Below are 20,554 nucleotides of genomic sequence, written 5' to 3'. Positions count from 1 at the left end.
CTGCAGAAAGATCAAATGCACGTATAGCGAGCAACTACGATGGCGTAATACATCCATCAACATACCACCCACGGGATTTTTCCACCGCTTCCCGGTACCTGTCAAGCAAATGTGACCTGACCGTTTGCGGTTCAAAAAAACACACATCAGGCTCATATGAAGGCAACGTTCTGCCACATGCCTGACTGGCAAGAAGGGCTGTCCCCAGTGCAGTTTGCTCACTACTTTGCTGCACACATACCTGCCGATCACAAACATCTGCGAGGAATCGGCAAAAATAAGGGTTCACAGACAGTCCTCCGTCAATGGAGAGCCGGTTACTGGCCCCAAGAATGTTATCCATGGCTGCAACAACTTCTGCAGCGCGCAAGGCAATGCCTTCCAGGATAGATTGAACAAGATCACGAGAAGTTGTCTCCAGAGAAAGTCCGATCCACAATCCGGCGGCACTCCGATCCCAATACGGGCACCCTAACCCACTCAGGGCAGGTACAAAACAGAGCCCTCTCTCCACAGCTGTTTGCCCGGTAAAGCCGTTGATATCGGAAAAATCACGAAACAGGCCAAGAGATCTGGCCCAGTTGATTGCCGCCCCTGCGGCATACACGCCTCCATCCAGAGCATACACAGGTGAAGCACCTGAAAACTGCCAGGCTACCGTAGGCAGAAGCCCTTTATCCGTAGCCTGCAAAGGCCTGGGACCGGTGACAGATAACACAAAAGCTCCTGTACCAAAGGTGATTTTAGCCTCCCCCATCCTTCGACAACCGTGACCATAGAGAGCCGCCTGTTGATCAACCACACTGGCGGTCACTGGAATCTTTCTACCATGCCAGCTCAGGACGCCAAAATCACCAGTTGTCGGAACAATCTGAGGCAAGACTTCAATGGGAACACCAAACACATCACACAGCTGTTCATCCCACTGACCGGTATGAATATTCATAAGGGAAGTCCGTGAGGCAGTAGTGATATCAGTCACAAAATGGCCGGTGAGCCGATCAAGAAAAAACGCATCCGTCGTTCCACAGCGAAGCCTGCCCTTCTTATGTAATCTTATTGCTTCAGGAACATGACGAAATATCCAGGCAAGCTTTGAGGCAGAAAAATACGGATCAAGGGGAAGGCCTGCCAACTCGAGGGTAACAGACTCATACCCCTCAACCTGCAACTGTTCGATAATACCGGCAGTCCGGCGATCCTGCCAGACAATCACGGGACAGATAGCGCGCTTGGTTTCTGCATCCCATGCCAGACAGCTTTCTCCCTGGTTATCTATTCCTATGACAGTAGCCTGAGGGCAGGAATCCACACAACGGCAGATATTGGCCAGCAGTTCTTCAGAATCGTGCTCAACCCAACCGGAAGCCGGATAATATTGTCGGTGCTCCAGGTGCTCTGTTACCGCCGCCACTCCGGTATCATCCAGCACAATACCCCGCGTACTGGTTGTCCCCTGATCAATTGCAAGGACTGTCATAGCTCTTTCCCATAAGTTCTGTTTCCTGTTCACCTGCACTTCAGCTGTAGACGATTTCTCAGAAATCAGTATCAGGCTGCAATCTCCGAACAGATACTACGTGCAATCCTCCGCCCATCAGCCCAGCATTTCATAGCCACATTCGCAGGTGATAGCAGATTACCGGCAGCGAGATATGCAGAATCAGAACAATGCCCCGTCTCATCTATTACAGGACTGCCACTGGTCTTATTGCTTTGCAGATGACTCATCCGAACCAACGACGCCTCGGGAGTAAATGCCCCGGTAAACAGCACCCCATCACATTCAAGATCCCTGACAACCCCAAACCTATCGCGTATCTGCACTCCTTCTACCCGTTCATTCCCGTAAATGGAAAGCAGTTGGCATTCACACTGCAGACGGACGCCCAGTAAAGCGGCCGCATACTTAACAGGCCAGACGACAGAAGGGCTCGCATTTTCTTCCAACATCGCCACAGGCTTTATCCCAGCACGTCTGCATGTCAGCAATGCAGAAAAGCTGACAATTTCAGAGCCAATGATAACCGGTTTTCGAAAAGGAATAAGATTTTTCAGATAGACCATGGATTGCAATGCTCCAGTAGTGCAGATACCATGCATCCTGCCACCAGAGACAAGTCGTGCGGCTCGTGGCGTTTCCCGCACTCCGGTTGCCAGCACGACCTTTGAAGCTGTAACGGTTCCCTGCCCCTGTGGCGACGCTATGGACAGCTCGCCACCAGGATGCAATGCAAGAACCGTGGTTCGTGAAAGTATCTTAACACCTTCTTCCCTGGCCTTTTGCACAAGCCTGCGGGCGTACACAGGACCAGAGCATATCCGCTTGAACTCAACAATGCCAAAGGGAGGATGACCGCAGTGCCGGGGAACACCGCCAGGTTCTGACTCACGATCCAGAACCGTAACGTTGGCCACACCAGCCTGTTTCAAGGCAACAGCCGCCCCCAGACCAGCAGGACCGCCACCAACTATGGCAACATCGCAGGTCATATCCAGAACATCTTTAGTCATGTGCGACTCCTACTTCCAATGAATCTTCTAATTTTCCTTTGGTCAATTCAGCCAGGCGTGCGGAGCAATAAAACCCCTGGCAACGCCCCATGGTGACGCGTGTTCTTCGCTTCAGTCCTCCTAGGTTTCCGGCAGGTACACTTCCAGACATTGCTTCCTTAATCTCCCTATCCGTTACCATTTCACAATGGCAGACAATCTCATCATATCCCGGCTTTGTGTAATCACGAGGCAGATGCTCGGCAAGATTGGGCATAACAGGAATAATCGGCGCCTGAACAGCTTTAAATGAAGCTCCAAATTCAAGCAACCATTCAAAGGACTTCTCGGCCAGCCCCAGGGCTGCGGTAAGGCCTGTGGATCGAATTCCTCCCAGAGTCAACCAGTTACATTCCGCACGCTTTCTGATTCTATAAGGGGATTTTTCCGTAGCAGGCCGTATACCCGCAAAGGTTGAAGTAACTGGCATGCCGGATAGCCCTGGCAGTTTATATTCCGCCTGTTTAATTAAGGATTGTAGCACGTCCCTGTCTACAAATGCCTTATTACGACTCTCCTGTTCTTCAGCGGTTGGACCAACCACAACATTGCCAAAAATGGTCGGAAAAAGAACTATTCCTTTTGTACGTTCCGTAGGCACAGGCAGAATAATGGTGGTCAACAGCGAACCTGCGCTCTTATCAAATACCACAAACTGCCCTTTTCTCGGTTTGATGGTAAAGTCAGCCTCACCAAAGACTGCGGCATCCACAATGTCACCGTAAAGCCCTGCACAATTAACCACATAACGCGCACCAACCTTGCCCTGTGAAGTCTGCAGCACCCATTCTCCATTGGCAAACTCCCCACCAGTAACCTGGGCATTAAATATCGCCTGCCCTCCATTTTCAACAGCCTGCTTTAAGTAGGCCAGTGGCGAAGACCAGGGATCAATTATGGATTCTCCGGGAACAAGCAAAGCAGACACAAGGCTGTTGCCCAATGCAGGCTCAATGTTCAGCACTTCTTTTCTACTGAGCATGCGCAAGTCTTTCACACCATTGAGGTTTGCTTTTTCCAAAATACCTGTAAATTTTGCTTCTTCTTCCTCTGACCAGGCAGCCAGAATAGCGCCGGTCTTTTTAACAGGAAGATGCATATCTTTATGTATTGCGTGATATTTTGCATAGCCAAGAGCAACGCATTCCTGCTCAAGTGTATCCACAGGAGCGTCGAACCCAGTATGCAAAATTGCACTATTTCCCTTGCTGGCACCTTCTAGGATGTCAGCCCCTTTTTCCAGGAGGATGACTTTGGCACCCTCTAAGGCCATTTTCCTGGCAACAGCACAGCCAACTACGCCACCGCCTATCACGACCACATCAGCTTGAGCAATCAATGATTCACCTATGTTTTTGCTTATCAAATAACCAACAGCACCATTGACCTATTGGTAACAATCGGTGACCGAACAGTCAACACAAAAAAAACATCCCACCAAATCTTTACCTACCAATTTTCATTATATAAAGAGCATTACATGTAAATTGATTCCAACGACCTGGATTCAACGTTGAAAATATTTTTTTCCAAAGGTAGACAGACGAGATAAAATAACCAGAGAACCATACATTCTATAAAATGGCGTGATGACACCACGTTTACTGGAGCGAATCTTGCATGATACACTAGCAACTGTCAGGTTGCCGTATTGACACTTTCACACGTGCTCCCCCCAAGGAAATGCACAGCAACGTTCTCAAAAGAAGTGGAAGCATGAAAATCAAGCAAATACTAATCATCATCGTGTTACTTTTCAGTGGAAGTCTCTCTTCAGCATGGGCTGAACAGGAAATCTGGAAAACCTCTTTTCCCAATACCCTGGATCTCAATTACGCAATCACAAAAGCTTTAGCCGATAAATTCGATGCCACGCTCCAAGGCAAAAGGGTACCTTTTGCACGACGACTTAACCAGTTGCAAACCGGTGAGATAGACCTGTCCTGCGGTCTATTTAAAAACGCAGTACGGGAAAAATACGCCTATTTTCTCTCTCCCCCTTACAGCACCATATCCAACAAGTTATTTTTCATGAGAAAAGGTGAGGGATACCGCCTGCAGAAATTTGAGGATTTGTATTCACTTCTCATTGGCGTGAAAATCCATTCAAAATATTATCCCCGCTTCGACGCCGATAAAAAACTACGCAAATACGCCACGACAAGGGATGAAAGCCGCTTTAACATGCTGATTGCACACAGAATTGATGCAGTTATCCAGACAGATCTATATGGTTTTGCAACGTTACGTAAAATGGGCCTGGAGGACAAAATAGAAATTGCCCCCTATAGATACACTTCGCAAAACCCTGTTTACATGGCCATTTCTCGAAAATCAAAGCTCATGAAGCAGACAAATGAACTGGAGCAGGTTTTTCAAATCATGGTGGAATCAGGCGAAATACGCAGTATCATAGAGCGCTATATGGAAAGAGAGCAACACCTCAGCACTTCCCCTCAGGAGGCCCCTCCTCCTCTTTCTCCAGAAGACGATGGACAATGAATGAAAGCTCCTTAAGTGATACAGGTTTCATCAACACCTCCTTCACTCCCAGTGCTCGAACTGTTTGTTCATCCATCCGTTCACAATATCCGGTACACAGAATAATCGGTATCTCCGGGCGAATTCGCAGGATCTCGGTAACCAGCGTATCCCCTGACATCTCCGGCATGGAGACATCGCTTATAACCAAGTCAAAAACGTGGGGCTCTTCTGTAAAGACCTGCAACGCCTCAATGGGGCTGTTAAAAGAGGTTACAACGTAGCCCAGACCTGTCAGAAGACGTTGATTCAACGTCAAAATAGCTTCTTCGTCATCTATCAGTAAAATCCTTTTTTCCCCTGGCTGAGAAGCACGCATCAAACGCTGTTCATCTTTTGTCTGCCCTACAACAGCCTTTACAGTCGGTATATAGATTACAAACTCTGTTCCCTGTCCTTGCTTGCTCTTGACGGTAACAGAACCTTTCATATGCTTTACGATCTCATGGACCACGGAAAGCCCTATACCTGTCCCTATGCCTTTTTCCTTTGTAGTAAAAAAAGGATTAAAAATTTTATCGATCAGTTCTTCGGGAATACCACTGCCTGTATCCACAACACTCAGACATGCGGTGGGACCGGGCTGAATACCAAGAATATGTGACCGGTGCTCATCAATTTCACACTGATCCAGGCCGATATGCAGTTCTCCGCCATCTTCTGTCATAGCATACACCGCATTAGTCGCCAGGTTCATGATAACCTGATGCAATTGGGTCGTATCTGCCACTACCGGGTCACATACTGGATTAAGCTCTGAAATAATGGTTACATTTCGAGGAATAACAGAATGGAGAAGCTGCACTATCTCCTCGATGACAGATTGCAGTTTGACTGGCTGATAATGTATGGACTCCTGACGTGAAAAAGAAAGAATCTGCTGGACCAGTTCTTTGGCGCGCAAGGTACTGGAAAGAATTTGCTCCAGACTTTGCCGAGCCTCTTTATTGTCCCCTGCAAATTCTGCCAACAGAAGCTCAGCGTTCCCAGCAATTGGTGCCAGGATATTATTAAAGTCATGGGCTATGCCACCTGCCAGGGTTCCTATGGCTTCCATTTTCTGGGCTTGACGCAGACGGGCTTCCAGTTCCTGCCTGTCTGCTTCTGAACGTCTCAATGGCCTCAGGTCAATGTCAACACAATACATTTCCTTACCAAAGATATTGTGGTCCATGACATGTGACGAGTAGACGGGCACATCTTTTCCGGATTTATCAACCAAAATTAATTCGCCAGCAGGTATTTTTTCTCCATAATCCAACCACCTGGAATGCAAGCGTATAACTTCATCACGCATAGATTCTGGGATCACAAGTTCTTCCACCCTGCGCCCGATGGCTTCCTCTTTACTGTAACCATACAGTTTCTCACTGGCATCATTCCAAAAAATCACCCTGCGTTGTTCATCATATCCCTGAATGGAAATAAGCGAGACATCTTCCAAGAGTTTTCGAAAACGCTCTTCGCTTGCCCGTAACTTGTTGTCAGCCTCTATTCGTTCCATTTCTCTCCGCGCTAGCTGACTCACCATGGAATCAAAAGACATAGCCAGAGAGCCAATCTCACCATCGGTATAGTCCAACCCGCTGACAACGGAAAATTTGTTCTGTCCCACTGTCTTGGTCAGCCGGGTCAGACGCACCAGATGACTTCCGATGGCATGATTTCCCACAAGCCAACCAATGGTAAGAGTCAAAACCAGGGAAAACAACGCTGTACCCATAACACGAAAAAAGAAGTTGTGGGCATCTCGCATGACCAGTTCATAGTCCCTTCCCATGAACATATACATGTACGGTTGAGAGTGGCCCGGCAGGATCAGTGGCTCGAAGGATACGATTCGCTTCTTTCCATCAGAAGCTCTGACAATCAGGGAATCAGGTTCAGTAGTACTGGTGGCGGCTTGGAAAACCTTATGCACAACAGGCGCTCCCTGCGGAGTATCTTCCAGCGCAGGATAACGAAACAATCGTACACCCTCCCGGTCACACAATCCGACAAAGGCACCATCCGGAAAATTGCTTTGCTCAAGGACTCTTCGCAAGTGACCGAGATCAATGGCTATGACAAGAACTCCACGCAGTTCACCATCTCCATCTCTTACAGCTTTAGCACATGGCACAACTGGCTTTTCGCAGATTGACCCGAAAATGAATTCCCCAGGAATAGCACCATCGAAGTTCAACGATTGAAGGAAACTGCTATGTTGAGAAAAAGAAATTTTTTCCAGTTGTTCCGAATGTTTTCCTGCAGCGACCAATGTGCCTTGAGCATTCAGTAAAATAATATTTTGATATATGGAATGAGATGCAAGCAGATTCTCTAGAATGATGCCGGAACGTTGGGGATGCAACTCAATAATATCCGGTATGCCTGCAACACTATGCAGTAAATTCCCAGTAAACTCAGTCACTCTTCGCTGAACTTCGGCAAAGCCGTGGAGGATCAGCATGCTATTTTCGCAAGCCCTGTCAACGGCTTGACGCCTGCTCAACAATCCCGTGGCCAGCAAAGCGAGAAAGACCGGCATGGTTGCGAGAAGAACAAGAATGGTAATTTTTTTTCTGATGGAGCCGTGCACGAGTTTCATGGAATGCCTGCGCCTTTTGGAGAAAAATTGCAAAGACATTATGCCAACAGCCATCTGCGTTTCGACTCTAAACCTGAGAGCCATAAACGCAACATCACCCTGTATTTTTGACTTTTCTTATCTACATAATAGCGAACAGAAAATAAAAATGGAAATATTTCTCCGTGTCTATCCGCAAAGAGGTTGCCTGCAAAGAGTTTTTTTTTTCAAGATCAAATATTTTCAGAAAACAAACACAGCCAAGCACTATGTATTGCGATCATTTTCTCTCTGAAAAGAGGCATTCCCAGAGAGCGTTCCTTTAAGCTTTTGAATTCATGGGACATACGGACCAATACCCTCTCCCTCAAAAGCCGCCAGAACTACTCGATCCCTTCCAGCATTTTTAGCCTCATACAGCGCCTTATCTGCCGAATCCAGTAACTGTTCAAAAACACTGCCGTTTTCTGGAAACGTTGCAACTCCTATGGAAACCGTAACAGGGCCGTATTCTGTTCTATTAATATGGAAGCTATGGTTTCTCACGAATTCACAAAGCTTGTGTGCAATACCGGCTATCAACTCTCTTTTCGTATCAACCAGCAGTACGGTAAATTCTTCACCACCATAGCGACAGGCGATATCCTCTTTACGCAATACTGACTGCAAGAGGGAACTGAATTCTGTCAAAACAAAATCACCAATTCCATGTCCATATTGATCATTAAAAACTTTGAAATGATCAATATCCAACATGAAAACACCTAACCCGGAAGAATGTCTCTTTGCTCTGCTTACGCTATGTTCAATGGTTTCCATAAGAAAACGGCGATTATAGAGTCCGGTGAGCGAATCTTTCAGGGCTTGTCGACGCAGATTTTCCTTAAGGCGCAGACTGGCTATTGCCAGCCTGGAATGCTCAGCCACAGCATTGAAATGGGACAATCAGATATCTCATCCAACAGGCTTTTTCCCGATAATGGATCGGTCCCGCCACTTCTCACTTCATTCCCTGTAACCAACCACAGGTGCTTCATATTTTGACAAGCTCGATTTTGAACAGGTAAGCGACAAGCGGGAAACTCAGTAGAGTATCTGTGATCAGTTATCATTCTCTTCCTGCTTCCAAGTAGTATATACAAGAATATCTGCTACACAAAACCACAAATTGCCATAACCACTGTCCTGTATCATTTTGTCCAACGCCCCCTTTCTCAAGGACGACGAACAAAACACAAAATAAATACAGAAAATTACCCGACAAATCCACTGAGGTAAATATATGGTAAACATCCCTAAAACTGTTTTTTTTAACAGATATGTAATGCTACAATAAGTGTAAGAAAAGGTAAGTATTCGTAACAAATATCCCTCTGCACAGGACAGCAGTTGGAGGAGGCACTAACATGACAGAAAAAATTCAAAATGTCAGATATACAACATTAATGTTTATTGCTATTCTCTTTATTTCATTATTGACGATTTCTTCTTTATCCTTTTTTTCAATCAAGTCATCTAAAAATGGCCTTTATCATTTAGGAGAGGAAGGCTTACTCACAGTACATCAATCAATGATGCACTCATTCAAGGCATTGAATTATGAAATTCAGGCTAAACTTAAAAATAGTCTTTCCAGTTTTGAAAACGATATCATGAGTGGCGAACCTGTTCAGTTCGATATATCGAAAAAACTCGTAGGCAATTTCCAGGTTCCAGTCATGATTAAGGGAAAACATCCCCTGACTCTGGGTGTAGCCGGTCTTCCTAAAAAAACAGGGAGAAAAGAAAATAAGGAAAATTAGCATGATACACAACATCATTTTTCCATGATTTGTCAATAATTGTGTTTTAATGCCAAAAATCGCCATTTTTGACAAATTGTTGAAAATGCCTTTTTTCAAAATTTCGCAATTATAGCCAGATAGAAAAGTGGTTTTTTAATATAGACCGGCTGCACCCCCTGACTCTTGATAAGAAATACGTGGATGAACTTTCCAGGAGAAGCGGAGCCAAAGCAACTATTTTTCAGTTGACCGACAACAAACTCCTCCGTATATCCACCTCTGTGGTTAAAGATGACGGAGCCAGAGCCGTGGGGACTTTTCTTGATTCCTCCAGCCCGGTCTATCAGGCTATTATGCGAGGAGAAACATATCTCGGCAAAGCCTATGTTGTAGATGACTGGTACCTTACAGCATACTCTCCTCTCTACGATAAGGATAAAAAAATTATCGGCGCCCTCTTTGTTGGCGAACTCATGCTGAATAAACAGGTTCGTGAACTGATCAATTCCACCAAAATGGGGCCTGGCTATTTTTTTGTCTATGGCCAGAAAGGCGAATTTCTTATTCACCCCAAATATGGTGCAGACACAAGTATATTTGATCTTCTTCCCGGGCTAAAAGATCACAAGGGTGGCTTTTATAAATATACCTGGGAAGGTGTCAGTAAAATTTCTTATATTGACCAATATGACGAATGGGGGTTCTGGATCGGCATAGGTATGAACCATGCTGATATTATCGCAGGGCTGGACACAAAACTTCTCATTGAGGCAATCATTATCGGACTGATTACCATGGGCGTAGGTGTGTTATTCAACATCATGCTGATAAGAATTGTAAACGGTAGAGTACAATCAATAGCACAGACCGCAAAAAAAGTTGGCCAAGGCGATTACAGAGTCACTTTTGCTGTTCACTCCAAAGACGCGTTGGGTGAGCTTGCCAGCTCTCTTAATGATATGGTTGCCAGCTCCAATGCTGTTCTCAATGAAATCAACACGTCGTCATCGTCTCTGGCATCGGCTGCCACAGAACTTGCCGCCATATCAGAACAACTTGTCACCAATGCGGATCGCACGACAGCAGTAGCTCAGCAATCAACCCGTCACGCAACTGAAGTATCAGCCAACATGGACTCTGTTGCAGCAGCCTCAGAGGAATCGGCCACCAACCTCAGCATGATCGCTGCAGCCACAGAGGAAATGGGAAATACCATCAGAGAAATTGCGGAAAACAGCGCTCGGGCCAGTTCTACCACCAGCGAAGCTGTTAAAACAACACAAAAATCTCAGCAGGCAGTAGAATCTCTTGGTAAGGCGGCAAACTCCATAGGAAAAATCACCGAAACCATAACCGAAATCTCAGAGCAGACCAACCTGCTGGCACTGAATGCCACCATCGAAGCCGCACGAGCCGGTGAAGCAGGGAAAGGCTTCGCCGTTGTTGCAAACGAGATCAAGGAACTTGCAAGGGAAACCGCCCAGGCAACGGGCAGCATTCGCGACGCCATTAGCGAAATTCAGTCACAAACCAATACCACCATAGAGGATATGGGAGGAATAGCCAGAATCATTTCAGATGTGAATGACATTGTACAGGCAATTGTCACTGCTGTGGAGGAACAATCTATCACCACCAATGAAATTGTGGAGAATGTCAATCAGGCCTCTGCGGGTGTCATGGAGGTAAATGAAAATATTGCGAGCAGCAGTCAAAAAACTGCTGAAGTTTCAAGCGGGGTTGAAGAGGTTTCAACAGGAGCTGTGGATGTCAAACAGAGCAGTGAACATGTTAGAACTGCTGCAGATGAACTGTCACATCTTGCGGAAAGTCTCTCCAGCCTTGTATCAAGGTTCAAGGTATAACCGGGTATCTCAGCGTACGGGAGTGGTGCGGTGCAAGGCGTGGGCTCAGGCCGTTATTATTGTGATCGTAACCACTCGTAGGGGAAACGGATAAACGTGAAACTCACCTGTATTTGTAACCGGTTACAGAGTGTCTGAGATTTTCGCAATCAGGCTGGCGCAGCGTATTGGAGCATACCTGAGCCAGGCTGATCCCAGAAAGAGCAGGTGCACTGAGAGCAGTTACTGGTGATCTACACCATTTTACCACCCAAGCAGATGTACTAATCCCCAACGTTCCTGAAAGGTTGCCAGGAGGTCGTCAGAAAACAGGCTTTTTTCAGCTATGCCTGGAGCGCTTTCTCGCCCCCCTTCCTCCGGAAAATTTCTTCCCATGCCCACGGCCTCTCCCTGTTGCCCTGGTTGAACATATGTCATGGTGTCTTCCTGATGCGTACAAGGAACCATCCTGTTCAGCAGTACGAATTATTTTTTGAAGCAAATAGGCCAGTTGCTCTTTTTCTTCCGTCTCCAGTGAACCGAAAAACAGGTCAGTATCCGGATGCTCCAATCCCTGTTCGCGCTGAAACGGCGTATTTTCCTTCTTTTCCAGCGCTGAGATTATAAAACCACGTTTATCTTCCGGGTTGCGCTCTCGAACTATCATCCCGTTTCTCTCCAGCTTTGCCAGCACTTCACTTAGAGAGGCAGAGCGCACATCAAGAATTCCCAACAGTTCTCGCTGACTGATGGAGCCATGCTCTTGGATAATGGATAATACCCTTGCCTGGGCATGATGGGGTTGGGCATGACGATGAAATGCTCTTGCCATCATGCGTGATGCCCTGTGAAAAAGAGTAACAAGATTATCATTGGTTGAGCTATCCGGGTATACCTGTTCTCCCATCTTCTCAAACCTCGCTCTGACTGGAGGACATTGATACGGCATATGCCTCTCCTTTACGGCACCCGGGATCTGAAAGTGAACAATGATTTTTGCATAAAGGGCAGAATTCAGTCATACCTGTATGCCCTGAATACACATCACTTGATGATGCGGCATTACTCACTCCCGTTCTATCAGTTGAGTTTGGAGCTGCTAAAATGTAATCCGAAGCTGATGGAGTACGTCTGCCATATCCTCCCCTTCCTCTTCCCCGACACGACCTGGCCCCACCACCACATTGCAAGCTTTCCACTTCCGGGAATCCATGTCCTTGAAATTTTCTACGCCCTTTATGTTGTAATTTGTTTTTTCCTTTTATCATACTTTTCTCCTTATGAGGTGTTTTATTAAGAAGGTACCTTTCGTTTAAACCAACAATACATCTTTCCGCCAGACTGTCAATATAAAAAGGCACCTTTCTAATTTACAATTGCCTTTCAGATTGGCAACTGCTCACAGTGCACCCCATCTTTCCGCGATCAGCCTGGCTTACGTATCGGTCCATACGCTGCGCCAGCCTGCTTGCAAAAAACTCAGGCCCCCTGTAACCAGTTACCAATACAGGAGGGGTGCAGATTGAGTCACTTACCCTATGTGTAGTTACTCATCCTGTATCATTTATATACAGGATGCTACGGATTCAGGGACTGTAAAGGAACGGACTGATTACTGCCTGGCTTTCACCAGGCGAAAACGCCCTATTTCTGGAGGAGCAGGGAGAGAAGGTGCAATTCAAATGCGCGGAGGAAACAGTGGGAGTGATTTTTACTGAGATCAAACTGTATCTTGATTTGAGTGGTGCCTATCCACAAGGAAGCATCATTTTGATCTAACATAAAACATCACCTTTTAAGGGTATCTTTTTACGATTTTTGAAACAGTTGATTAAGTAACCAGCTTAAAATATGAGATTAACTATTTTCCGGAGCGGAAAAAATGCGAAAAACCTGGAACCAGCAGTTAGCTTTAGCAGAGGCTGCCCCTGATCACCCCAAGGCAAAAGAATTGAAGACTCCCTATCATTTATGACAAGGTTTTACAGAATATTGGCTCAGCAACGCAAAATAGTGACGCTAAAAAAGAGGGGAGAGAGAGGTGTCCAGCCCCCTCCTCCCCAATCGTACCCATTAGAAATAGGAAGGTTCATTACCTGCTTTCCATTTAATGTTACAGCCCATACTCGGCTTTTGCTCCGGCGGGATGGATTGTCCACTCAGCACGGCATCCAGAGCAGTTCTGAGGTCATTGCCGGTTACTGTGACATTGTTTCCTGGACGGGCATCGTCGAGTTGTCCTCGGTAGACTAATTTCTTTTCATGATCAAAAAGAAAAATATCAGGGGTACAGGCGGCCTTATACTTTTTTGCCACCTCCTGGGCTTCATCATGCAGATAGGGAAAAGTGTACCCGGTATTCTTCACTTCCTCCTTCATTTTTTCATAACTGTCCAAAGGATGAGTTGAAGAATCATTGGCATTGATGCCGACCATTGCGATACCTTTAGCCTGGTATTCATTGCCGATAGCTGCAAGTTGTTCCCGAACATGAATGACATATGGACAGTGGTTACACATAAACACCACCAGAAAGCCTTTTGCATCGGCAAAATCATTCAGGCTCACCATCTTGCCTTCGGTATCAGGCAGTGAAAATACAGGTGCTTCTGTTCCAAGTTCTAGCATGGTTGAGGGAGTTAGGGACATGGATTTCTCCTCATGAAAGACAATAGGTTTTTGTGGTAACTACTCATAGGGTAAGTGACTAAATCTGGCAACTCTCCTTTCTTTGTAGCTGCTTACAAGGGGGCCTGAGTTTTTTGCAAGCAGGCGTGCGCAGCGTGTCTGTTTGCAACAAGTTACCCTTTGTACCATGATAAGCTGGTACAAACATACAACCTATCATAAGCATTTATGCTGGGCTTTCCAGTGTCCTTTTCACCACATTGCCTGCCCGCTGTCACCCTTGTACAGAAAAACAGGTAATACAAAGTAGGCTAAATGGACAGCACCTGACGGTTTTAAATAAATTCTTGCTGGAACAGTCACCAATTTTCTGCTATTTTAATGGCATAGACTTTTACAAAATAGCCTTATCTTACTCACCATTAACCTACAGATGCACATCTATGGCTTTCAAAGGCATATTTTTCGGTCTCACAACAGTTGATATCATCAACTACGTCCCCAGGTACCCCATTCTCAACGAAAAACTCAAAGCCGAACGACAGTTGAGCTTAACCGGAGGGCCTGCAGCCAATGCTGCGGTAGCCTTTGCCGCTTTTGAAAATGAGTGCACACTCATCAGCGGGCTTGGCCACCATCCTCTCACTGCATTGATCAAGCAGGACCTCAATCAATACAATATTTCTGTCATCGACTGGTCTGACCAACCAGATCGTCCACCGGTTCTGTCATCCATTATCGTTGACCTCACCAATGGTCAACGAACCATTGTCTATGCGAATTCTGACCACCGACGCCTGAAAAAAGAAACCTCCTATGAACCATTCCTGGAACTGGCCGATGTTCTGCTGGTTGATGGGCATTACATAACCGAGGCCGTTGCCATAGCCAAAGCAGCCAAGCTGTATGGCATCCCTGTGGTTCTTGACGGAGGCAGCTGGAAGAACGAAGAAGAGCAGTTGCTTCCATATATAGACTATGCTGTATGTTCTGAGGACTTTATGCCTCCCGACTGTCAGAATGCAACAGAGCTCATAGCCTCATTGCGTCAGTATGGTATCAAGCATATAGCGGTTACCAGAGGTGAACGTCCTACTGTGGCATGGGATAACGGTACACTCAAGGAAATACCGATTATGCAGGTCAAAGCCATGGACACACTGGGCGCAGGTGATATTCTCCATGGTGCTTTCTGTCACTATATCCTGGAACATGATTTCTTCACCAGCCTGGCCAGAGCGGCTGAAGTCGCCAGCCTCTCATGCACAGCGTTGGGTACCAGGAGCTGGATAGAACAGGAAAAATTTGCCTGATCTCTCAAAGAGTGGAATGCATCTCTCCTCCCTTCTCTGACAGATAACGCGGTACTCCGGATTAACGTTGCCGATAAGGAATCTGGCAATATTCTATACCCAGCTTGGGCTCAATATTATTTTGGCCCAAAAACAGCCGCATGGAATTCATCGAAATATTGATGTTGGACGTGGGGCCCAGGTAAAGATGGTCCAACAATATGGGAGATTCCGGATTGAGCACCAGGTCAAACTCAATATACGGCACCAACATGGCGTTCGCTTCCCTGAATTGCAACGCATACGGCCTCTTCTCCGTCCATACCGGAGAAACAACCCTCCACTCACGCTCTTCACGAAAGGAAGGGTGTTTAAGAATTGCTGCAATACGCAGCAGGTCTACCTCTACCCTTTCAAAAACTGACATGTATATATCGGTAAGTTGCTGACGATCCTCGTTTCCGGACAGAAGCCCCTCCACTTCGTGCTCAATGACATCTATGACCTGGCCTATCAAACGTATTTGCTTTTTAGGTTCATAAATACACTTTCCGATCTGAAACTCCTGCCGATGGGCGCATGCCAGTATATAATCCGATGAAAAACCAAGGCTGACACCTTTGCCGTGGGAGCTGTATCCGCGCCACTGACTCAACAAATTGCCATGGGAACGGAAAGAGGCGGCAAACAATAAATGCCCGTTCGTGATGCGATGGGTGACCCAATCAACGAATGCACCCAACAGATGCGGATGATGGCTGCCATTGGTTATGCGCTCCTGCACCTCTTGACGAATCAGATCTCCTGCATGCTTTAATTCAGCGGAATCATTCATGTAACGGATATCACTTGCCCATAATGTCCGGCTGTTCACAATACCCAGCAGGCCGGTTAGGGTCGTGTAATGATAGAGTACTCCCCGCGGTCTATCGGCAAATAATGTATAGGTGAGTTCTTCGAATTCTCTCATAACTTAGCGCATAATGGGTATTGCTGACAGTGGGATCCAATGGTATGTTAAAGGCGTGGAAGACATGCGCAGGCAACCCGGCTACGCATGGGTAAAAAATATTTTTTCACAATCGCCTCATATTATTATACTTCACTATATTGTACATCAATTGACCCACAAGATCACAGGTTGTTTCCACACTAAACTCAGAAACAACACATAGCCCTGACCAGGGTAGAGATAAACAACAACAACAGAATTCCATGTATAGAAATTTTAAGATTGTACCAAACATTATTTTTGGCCGCGGCTGCTTTAACCAACTTGGCGATATTCTCCAACCCAGACGGACTTCCGTTGACTCCACAATGGTCTTTGTCCTTGATGATGTGTTCAAGGGAAAGCCTCTTGAAGGCCGACTTCCTGTAGAAGGGAAAGATATCATCCTCCACGTCAATGTGGATGACGAGCCCAAAACCCAATACATTGATCAGCTGGTCGCTCAGATCCAAAAGACCATGCCGGTAAAACCCAGCGGAATCATAGGTATCGGAGGGGGAGCTACCATGGATATTGCCAAAGCAATCTCCCTGCTGCTCAACAATCCCGGCTCAGCAGCGGACTATCAGGGTTGGGACCTGATTAAAAATCCAGCCGTGTACCATGCCGCAGTGCCTACCCTTTCCGGTACAGGTGCTGAAATCTCCCGCACCACCGTCTTAACGGGACCAGAAAAGAAGTTGGGCATTAATTCGGATTATACACTCTATGACCAGATAGTCCTTGATCCTGAATTAATTGCAGGTGTTCCCAAAGAGCAATGGTTCTACACCGGTATGGATTGCTATATCCATGACATTGAATCCCTTGAAGGCACCTATCTGAACGAGTTCAGCAAAGCCTATGGTGAAAAATCCCTGGAATTGTGCCGCCAGGTATTTCTTGAAGACCACCCGGAAAAAGATGATAAGCTGATGATGGCCAGCTATTTTGGTGGTATGAGCATCGCCTATTCCCAGGTCGGTGCCTGCCATGCACTTTCTTATGGTCTCGCATTTGTCTTGGGAACCCATCATGGCATAGGTTGCTCAATTACTTTTGATTACCTGGAAGATGTCTACCCTGAAGGAGTTCGCGAATTCCGCAGGATGATGGAAAAACACGATATCACCCTTCCCCGCAACCTGACCAAAGATCTCACTCCTGAGCAGATGGACACAATGGCCAACGTTGCTCTGGGTCTGGTGCCTCTCTGGGAAAACTGCTTTGGTAAGGACTGGCAGGACATTATGACCAAAGAACGCGTGCTGGAATTGTATAGAAAGATGTAACACCGTGCAGTTGTACCGAGACTTTTCCTGCAGCAAAGAGATTGAACGCCAGTATAATCCTGGCCTGTCCATCCATGATGGCAGGAATTGGATAGAGTGGTATCGAAAGGAAAGTAAACAGGCCAGAGTTGAGTTGACCTGCACCTTAGGGTGCAGGTATGGCCCGACTCTTGATGAATATGCGGATATCTTCCCGGCTCAATCCAGCGGTGCCCCGGTGCTGGTCTTCATCCACGGCGGCTCCTGGCGATTTGGAAACAGCCGGGATTTTTCATTTATTGCCCGTGGGCTTGTTCCCAATGGGATCACAGTTGTGGTAGCCAACTACAGTTTATGCCCCGGTGTACCTCTTTCCGAAATCACCAGACAGAACAGAGCACTGCTTGCCTGGCTTCATGGGCATGCCGATACATTCCACGGCTGCCGTAACAGTTTGTTCGTTGCCGGGCACTCGGCAGGAGGACAGCAGGCCGCCATGATGGCTTCCACCCCATGGCAAAAAGACTATGGCCTGCCGGATAATCTCATAAAGGGATGTATTCCAATATCCGGGATCTATGATCTTCGCCCCTTGCGCTACTCTTCCCAATATCAAAACGTTACGCTTTCCCATGAGATTATTTACCATCAAAGCCCATTGAATATCGTTCCTCAACAGGGGCCTCCCTTGCTCGTTTCCCTTGGTTCGGAAGAATCTGCAGAGTTTCATCGGCAAGCCCAGACATATCTGCGGGCATGGCATGCTAAAAACTTACAGGCAAATCTGCATATACAACAGGGAAAACATCACTTTTCCACCATTGAAGGCTTTGTAGAGAAAGCAGATCCATTGTCCAGGCTGGTAGCTGCATTTATTCACAACCAGCAGCTGAAAAGTCAGTCTGATCCTTGATCACCTTTTGCCAGAGAATTCATTCAGACTACGGGCATGAATCCGTGATCGCCCAGAAGCAGCATATCAATCCATACTATTCCCCGGCAGCAAGTGCTCTCACACCAGTAAACGCTACCAGATTCGAGTTTGGATCATCACGGATTCAGCAAGAAAAGAGGCAAGTGCTCACAAAAAAAATCAGTAGAATCTCCCTGTGAGCAGTTCACGCAGATAGGATATATTATTTCTAACGATTACCAGTTTGGCACAATATACTGACCACCGGTTATCAAAAATTAAACACCTTTGCTTCGGCTGCCATGTCAATCAGGTGAGGACCTCCATCAAGGGCCATATTCGGATGAAAGGCGGCCTCGTCAAGCTGACGATTATTGGCACACGGCGTGCAAACACCCACAGGAACTTCATTCTCCACCAGGTAGGGGAGATAGTCATCAGGGCAGTCACCGGTAACGGTTTTCATGCTTCCGTCTTTATCTTTTACCGCCCAGTCAACGGCACTATCAATGAAAAACAAATTGACAGTATGTCCTTTTGAATGGGCTATTTTAGCAAACTGGAAACAACGAGTTGCCTTTTCGTTATCATTTTCACGAAGTACAAACAGAAAATTCGCCATGTTTTTTCTCCCTTTAAGCGAGTAACTGAGCTTCTCCAAATATTGATGCAAAAACGAGTGTTCCCCCAAAACTGAAGATACTACAAGACTTGAGAATTACACAAGCAATCACTTCGTTTCTCTTTCTTTGTCCACCAGTTGAGTACAGTCCTCCGGACCATTGCAGCCAGCCTGTTCGCATGGCTCCACATGGATCATGATATCTGCTCCTGCAACCAGCTGTCTGATATCCTGTTCAATGTCTTCAGTCAATCTGTGGGCTTCATCCACAGAAAGATGCTTACAGACTGTCATATGAAAATCAATCAGCTTCTGGGAGCCCGCTCGACGTGTACGCAGGTTATGAAAAGAGAAAACATTACTTCTGTTTTTTACTATTATTTCTATTATTTGCCGCCGCAAATCTTCAGGAAGCTGCTCATCCAATACATCACGTAAGGCCAGACGAACCAGCTTGCCTGCTTCGAAAATAATATAACATGCCACCACAATGGAGAGCAGGTTGTCGATCCAGGCCAGGTGAAAAAAGGACATTACCACCAAACCGACCAACAAAGCCAGATTGGTGTAAATATCCATGGAAAAATGAAGTGAATCGGCTGCCAGGGCAGAAGAGTCGGTCTGCCTGGCGACTTGCTTCAAATAGCGACTCAGCACAAAAGATACCCCCACGCTTATGAGCAGGGCAATAATGCCTCCGGTCAGTCTTCCTGGTGCATGCCCGGACATCAGTCGCTGAACAGACTCTATGATTATCCATACGCCCGAGCCACCTATGACTACTGATTGTATTACCGTTGCCAGGGTCTCGAACTTACCATGTCCGTAGGGATGATTGGCATCCGCGGGCTGCTCCGCATGGCTGATAGCAAGATAATTTACTCCAGACATAACAATGTCCAGCATTGAATCAATGGCTGATGACAGCACTGCCATGGAGCCGGAAAATATTCCCACAGCGAATTTCATTACTGCCAAAAAAACGGCAGTGACTATAGAAACCCTGGCTGCCCGAATTTTTTTTTGCGAATGGTCCATTGTATCAAAATAATATAGAATAAAAAGTTCTGCTTTTCACGGGAAGTCAACCAACCGCAAAGTGTTGGAGAAATCGAAGTCACATATCTGCAAGGGGCTGCCCATGGAACGTGTTAAACGTCTTCCGTAAAAAGGTATGGTTTCACGAGGCAAGAATGCTTTTTTTTTGCGACGCATGGAGCAAAAGAGCATATCGCACAAATTCAGAGCATTAAAACATGTTTGGATACACCACGGATAGAGCCAAAATTTGGTTATAATACAACATTAGCTGTTTGATCTCCACACATTACCCGCGTTTTTTCCTTGCCCAACTGCGCCTGGATACTTATCTCTCTGCATGAGGCCCACGGATAAAAATACATTATTCAATCTTGTAGATCTTTCAACTCATTCCCATGATTGTTTCAATGGGTCAAGTACGACCGTCATGGAACCATTAAAAACAGTTATTGGAATAAGCCGATAGCCTGAATACTTTTCGGATGGTTAATGCCTGTTCATAACT

Annotated in this window: 17 protein-coding genes; 6 read left to right on the top strand and 11 right to left on the bottom strand. The window is 46.3% G+C overall.

The genetic code is table 11. The annotated features are described in order from the left end of the window. Nucleotides 1-34 precede the first annotated feature (34 nt). The 3 genes from G493_RS0106515 to G493_RS28125 form a co-directional block, all read right to left on the bottom strand. Nucleotides 35-1,480: an FGGY family carbohydrate kinase gene (locus G493_RS0106515; protein ID WP_028579727.1), complete on the bottom strand. Its 1,446-nt coding sequence runs from the start codon at nucleotides 1,478-1,480 to the stop codon at nucleotides 35-37. Between the two features lie 71 nt (nucleotides 1,481-1,551). Then, a complete protein-coding gene (locus tag G493_RS28130) occupies nucleotides 1,552-2,514 on the bottom strand; it encodes an NAD(P)/FAD-dependent oxidoreductase (RefSeq protein WP_051309065.1) in 963 nt (320 codons plus the stop codon). Further along, nucleotides 2,507-3,889, bottom strand: a complete 1,383-nt coding sequence (locus G493_RS28125) for an NAD(P)/FAD-dependent oxidoreductase (protein ID WP_035273850.1) — start codon at nucleotides 3,887-3,889, stop codon at nucleotides 2,507-2,509. The genes G493_RS28130 and G493_RS28125 overlap by 8 nt, the downstream gene beginning before the upstream one ends. 380 nt (nucleotides 3,890-4,269) lie before the next feature. Between G493_RS28125 and G493_RS0106500 the strand changes: the two genes are divergently transcribed. Then, nucleotides 4,270-5,055: a substrate-binding periplasmic protein gene (locus G493_RS0106500; protein ID WP_028579726.1), complete on the top strand. Its 786-nt coding sequence runs from the start codon at nucleotides 4,270-4,272 to the stop codon at nucleotides 5,053-5,055. Here G493_RS0106500 and G493_RS31875 read toward each other — a convergent pair. Beyond that, on the bottom strand, nucleotides 4,997-7,684 hold the full coding sequence (locus G493_RS31875) for a hybrid sensor histidine kinase/response regulator (RefSeq protein WP_051309064.1): 2,688 nt from the start codon (nucleotides 7,682-7,684) through the stop codon (nucleotides 4,997-4,999). The two genes, G493_RS0106500 and G493_RS31875, sit on opposite strands and share 59 nt — an antisense overlap. A gap of 315 nt (nucleotides 7,685-7,999) precedes the next feature. Next, nucleotides 8,000-8,608, bottom strand: coding sequence for a GGDEF domain-containing protein (locus tag G493_RS0106485; protein WP_028579724.1), 609 nt, complete (start codon nucleotides 8,606-8,608; stop codon nucleotides 8,000-8,002). Nucleotides 8,609-9,069: 461 nt separating this feature from the next. Between G493_RS0106485 and G493_RS0106480 the strand changes: the two genes are divergently transcribed. After that, the gene (locus G493_RS0106480; protein ID WP_028579723.1) at nucleotides 9,070-9,465 is read left to right on the top strand and encodes a hypothetical protein; all 396 of its coding nucleotides are present in this window, start codon (nucleotides 9,070-9,072) and stop codon (nucleotides 9,463-9,465) included. A gap of 119 nt (nucleotides 9,466-9,584) precedes the next feature. Further along, the gene (locus G493_RS28115; protein ID WP_332308204.1) at nucleotides 9,585-11,312 is read left to right on the top strand and encodes a methyl-accepting chemotaxis protein; all 1,728 of its coding nucleotides are present in this window, start codon (nucleotides 9,585-9,587) and stop codon (nucleotides 11,310-11,312) included. Between the two features lie 319 nt (nucleotides 11,313-11,631). On the opposite strand, the gene G493_RS31870 is transcribed toward G493_RS28115, so the two are convergent. The 3 genes from G493_RS31870 to G493_RS0106455 all read right to left on the bottom strand — a co-directional run bounded on the left by G493_RS31870 (nucleotide 11,632) and on the right by G493_RS0106455 (nucleotide 13,940). After that, the gene (locus G493_RS31870) at nucleotides 11,632-12,240 is read right to left on the bottom strand and encodes a MarR family winged helix-turn-helix transcriptional regulator (RefSeq protein ID WP_051309062.1); all 609 of its coding nucleotides are present in this window, start codon (nucleotides 12,238-12,240) and stop codon (nucleotides 11,632-11,634) included. Next, on the bottom strand, nucleotides 12,203-12,559 hold the full coding sequence (locus tag G493_RS33340) for a hypothetical protein (RefSeq protein ID WP_153306444.1): 357 nt from the start codon (nucleotides 12,557-12,559) through the stop codon (nucleotides 12,203-12,205). Before G493_RS33340 ends, G493_RS31870 begins: the two co-directional genes overlap by 38 nt. An 805-nt stretch (nucleotides 12,560-13,364) precedes the next feature. Further along, complete coding sequence (locus tag G493_RS0106455; protein ID WP_028579720.1) at nucleotides 13,365-13,940, bottom strand: thioredoxin family protein; 576 nt, start codon at nucleotides 13,938-13,940, stop codon at nucleotides 13,365-13,367. 422 nt (nucleotides 13,941-14,362) lie between these two features. On the opposite strand from G493_RS0106455, the gene G493_RS0106450 reads away from it, so the two are divergent. Then, nucleotides 14,363-15,232, top strand: coding sequence for a PfkB family carbohydrate kinase (locus tag G493_RS0106450; RefSeq protein ID WP_028579719.1), 870 nt, complete (start codon nucleotides 14,363-14,365; stop codon nucleotides 15,230-15,232). Nucleotides 15,233-15,293: 61 nt separating this feature from the next. Here the strand turns inward: G493_RS0106450 and G493_RS0106445 are convergent, their stop codons facing one another. Beyond that, the gene (locus G493_RS0106445) at nucleotides 15,294-16,181 is read right to left on the bottom strand and encodes a DUF2971 domain-containing protein (protein WP_028579718.1); all 888 of its coding nucleotides are present in this window, start codon (nucleotides 16,179-16,181) and stop codon (nucleotides 15,294-15,296) included. A 245-nt stretch (nucleotides 16,182-16,426) separates the two neighbouring features. Here G493_RS0106445 and G493_RS0106440 point away from each other — a divergent pair, with 245 nt between their 5' ends. Together G493_RS0106440 and G493_RS0106435 are read left to right on the top strand one after the other, a co-directional pair. Continuing rightward, nucleotides 16,427-17,494, top strand: a complete 1,068-nt coding sequence (locus G493_RS0106440; protein WP_028579717.1) for an iron-containing alcohol dehydrogenase family protein — start codon at nucleotides 16,427-16,429, stop codon at nucleotides 17,492-17,494. A 4-nt stretch (nucleotides 17,495-17,498) separates the two neighbouring features. After that, nucleotides 17,499-18,386: an alpha/beta hydrolase gene (locus G493_RS0106435; protein WP_028579716.1), complete on the top strand. Its 888-nt coding sequence runs from the start codon at nucleotides 17,499-17,501 to the stop codon at nucleotides 18,384-18,386. Between the two features lie 271 nt (nucleotides 18,387-18,657). Here the strand turns inward: G493_RS0106435 and G493_RS0106430 are convergent, their stop codons facing one another. Continuing rightward, a complete protein-coding gene (locus tag G493_RS0106430; RefSeq protein ID WP_028579715.1) occupies nucleotides 18,658-19,008 on the bottom strand; it encodes a DsrE family protein in 351 nt (116 codons plus the stop codon). A gap of 108 nt (nucleotides 19,009-19,116) precedes the next feature. Continuing rightward, on the bottom strand, nucleotides 19,117-20,046 hold the full coding sequence (locus tag G493_RS28105) for a cation diffusion facilitator family transporter (protein ID WP_035273822.1): 930 nt from the start codon (nucleotides 20,044-20,046) through the stop codon (nucleotides 19,117-19,119). Nucleotides 20,047-20,554: the final 508 nt, after the last annotated feature.

The organism is Desulfogranum japonicum DSM 18378 (assembly GCF_000429945.1).
GTDB classification, from domain to species: Bacteria; Desulfobacterota; Desulfobulbia; order Desulfobulbales; family Desulfobulbaceae; genus Desulfogranum; species Desulfogranum japonicum.
Note: the sequence above shows the minus strand (reverse complement) of the source record. Positions and strands in the feature narration are given on the sequence as shown.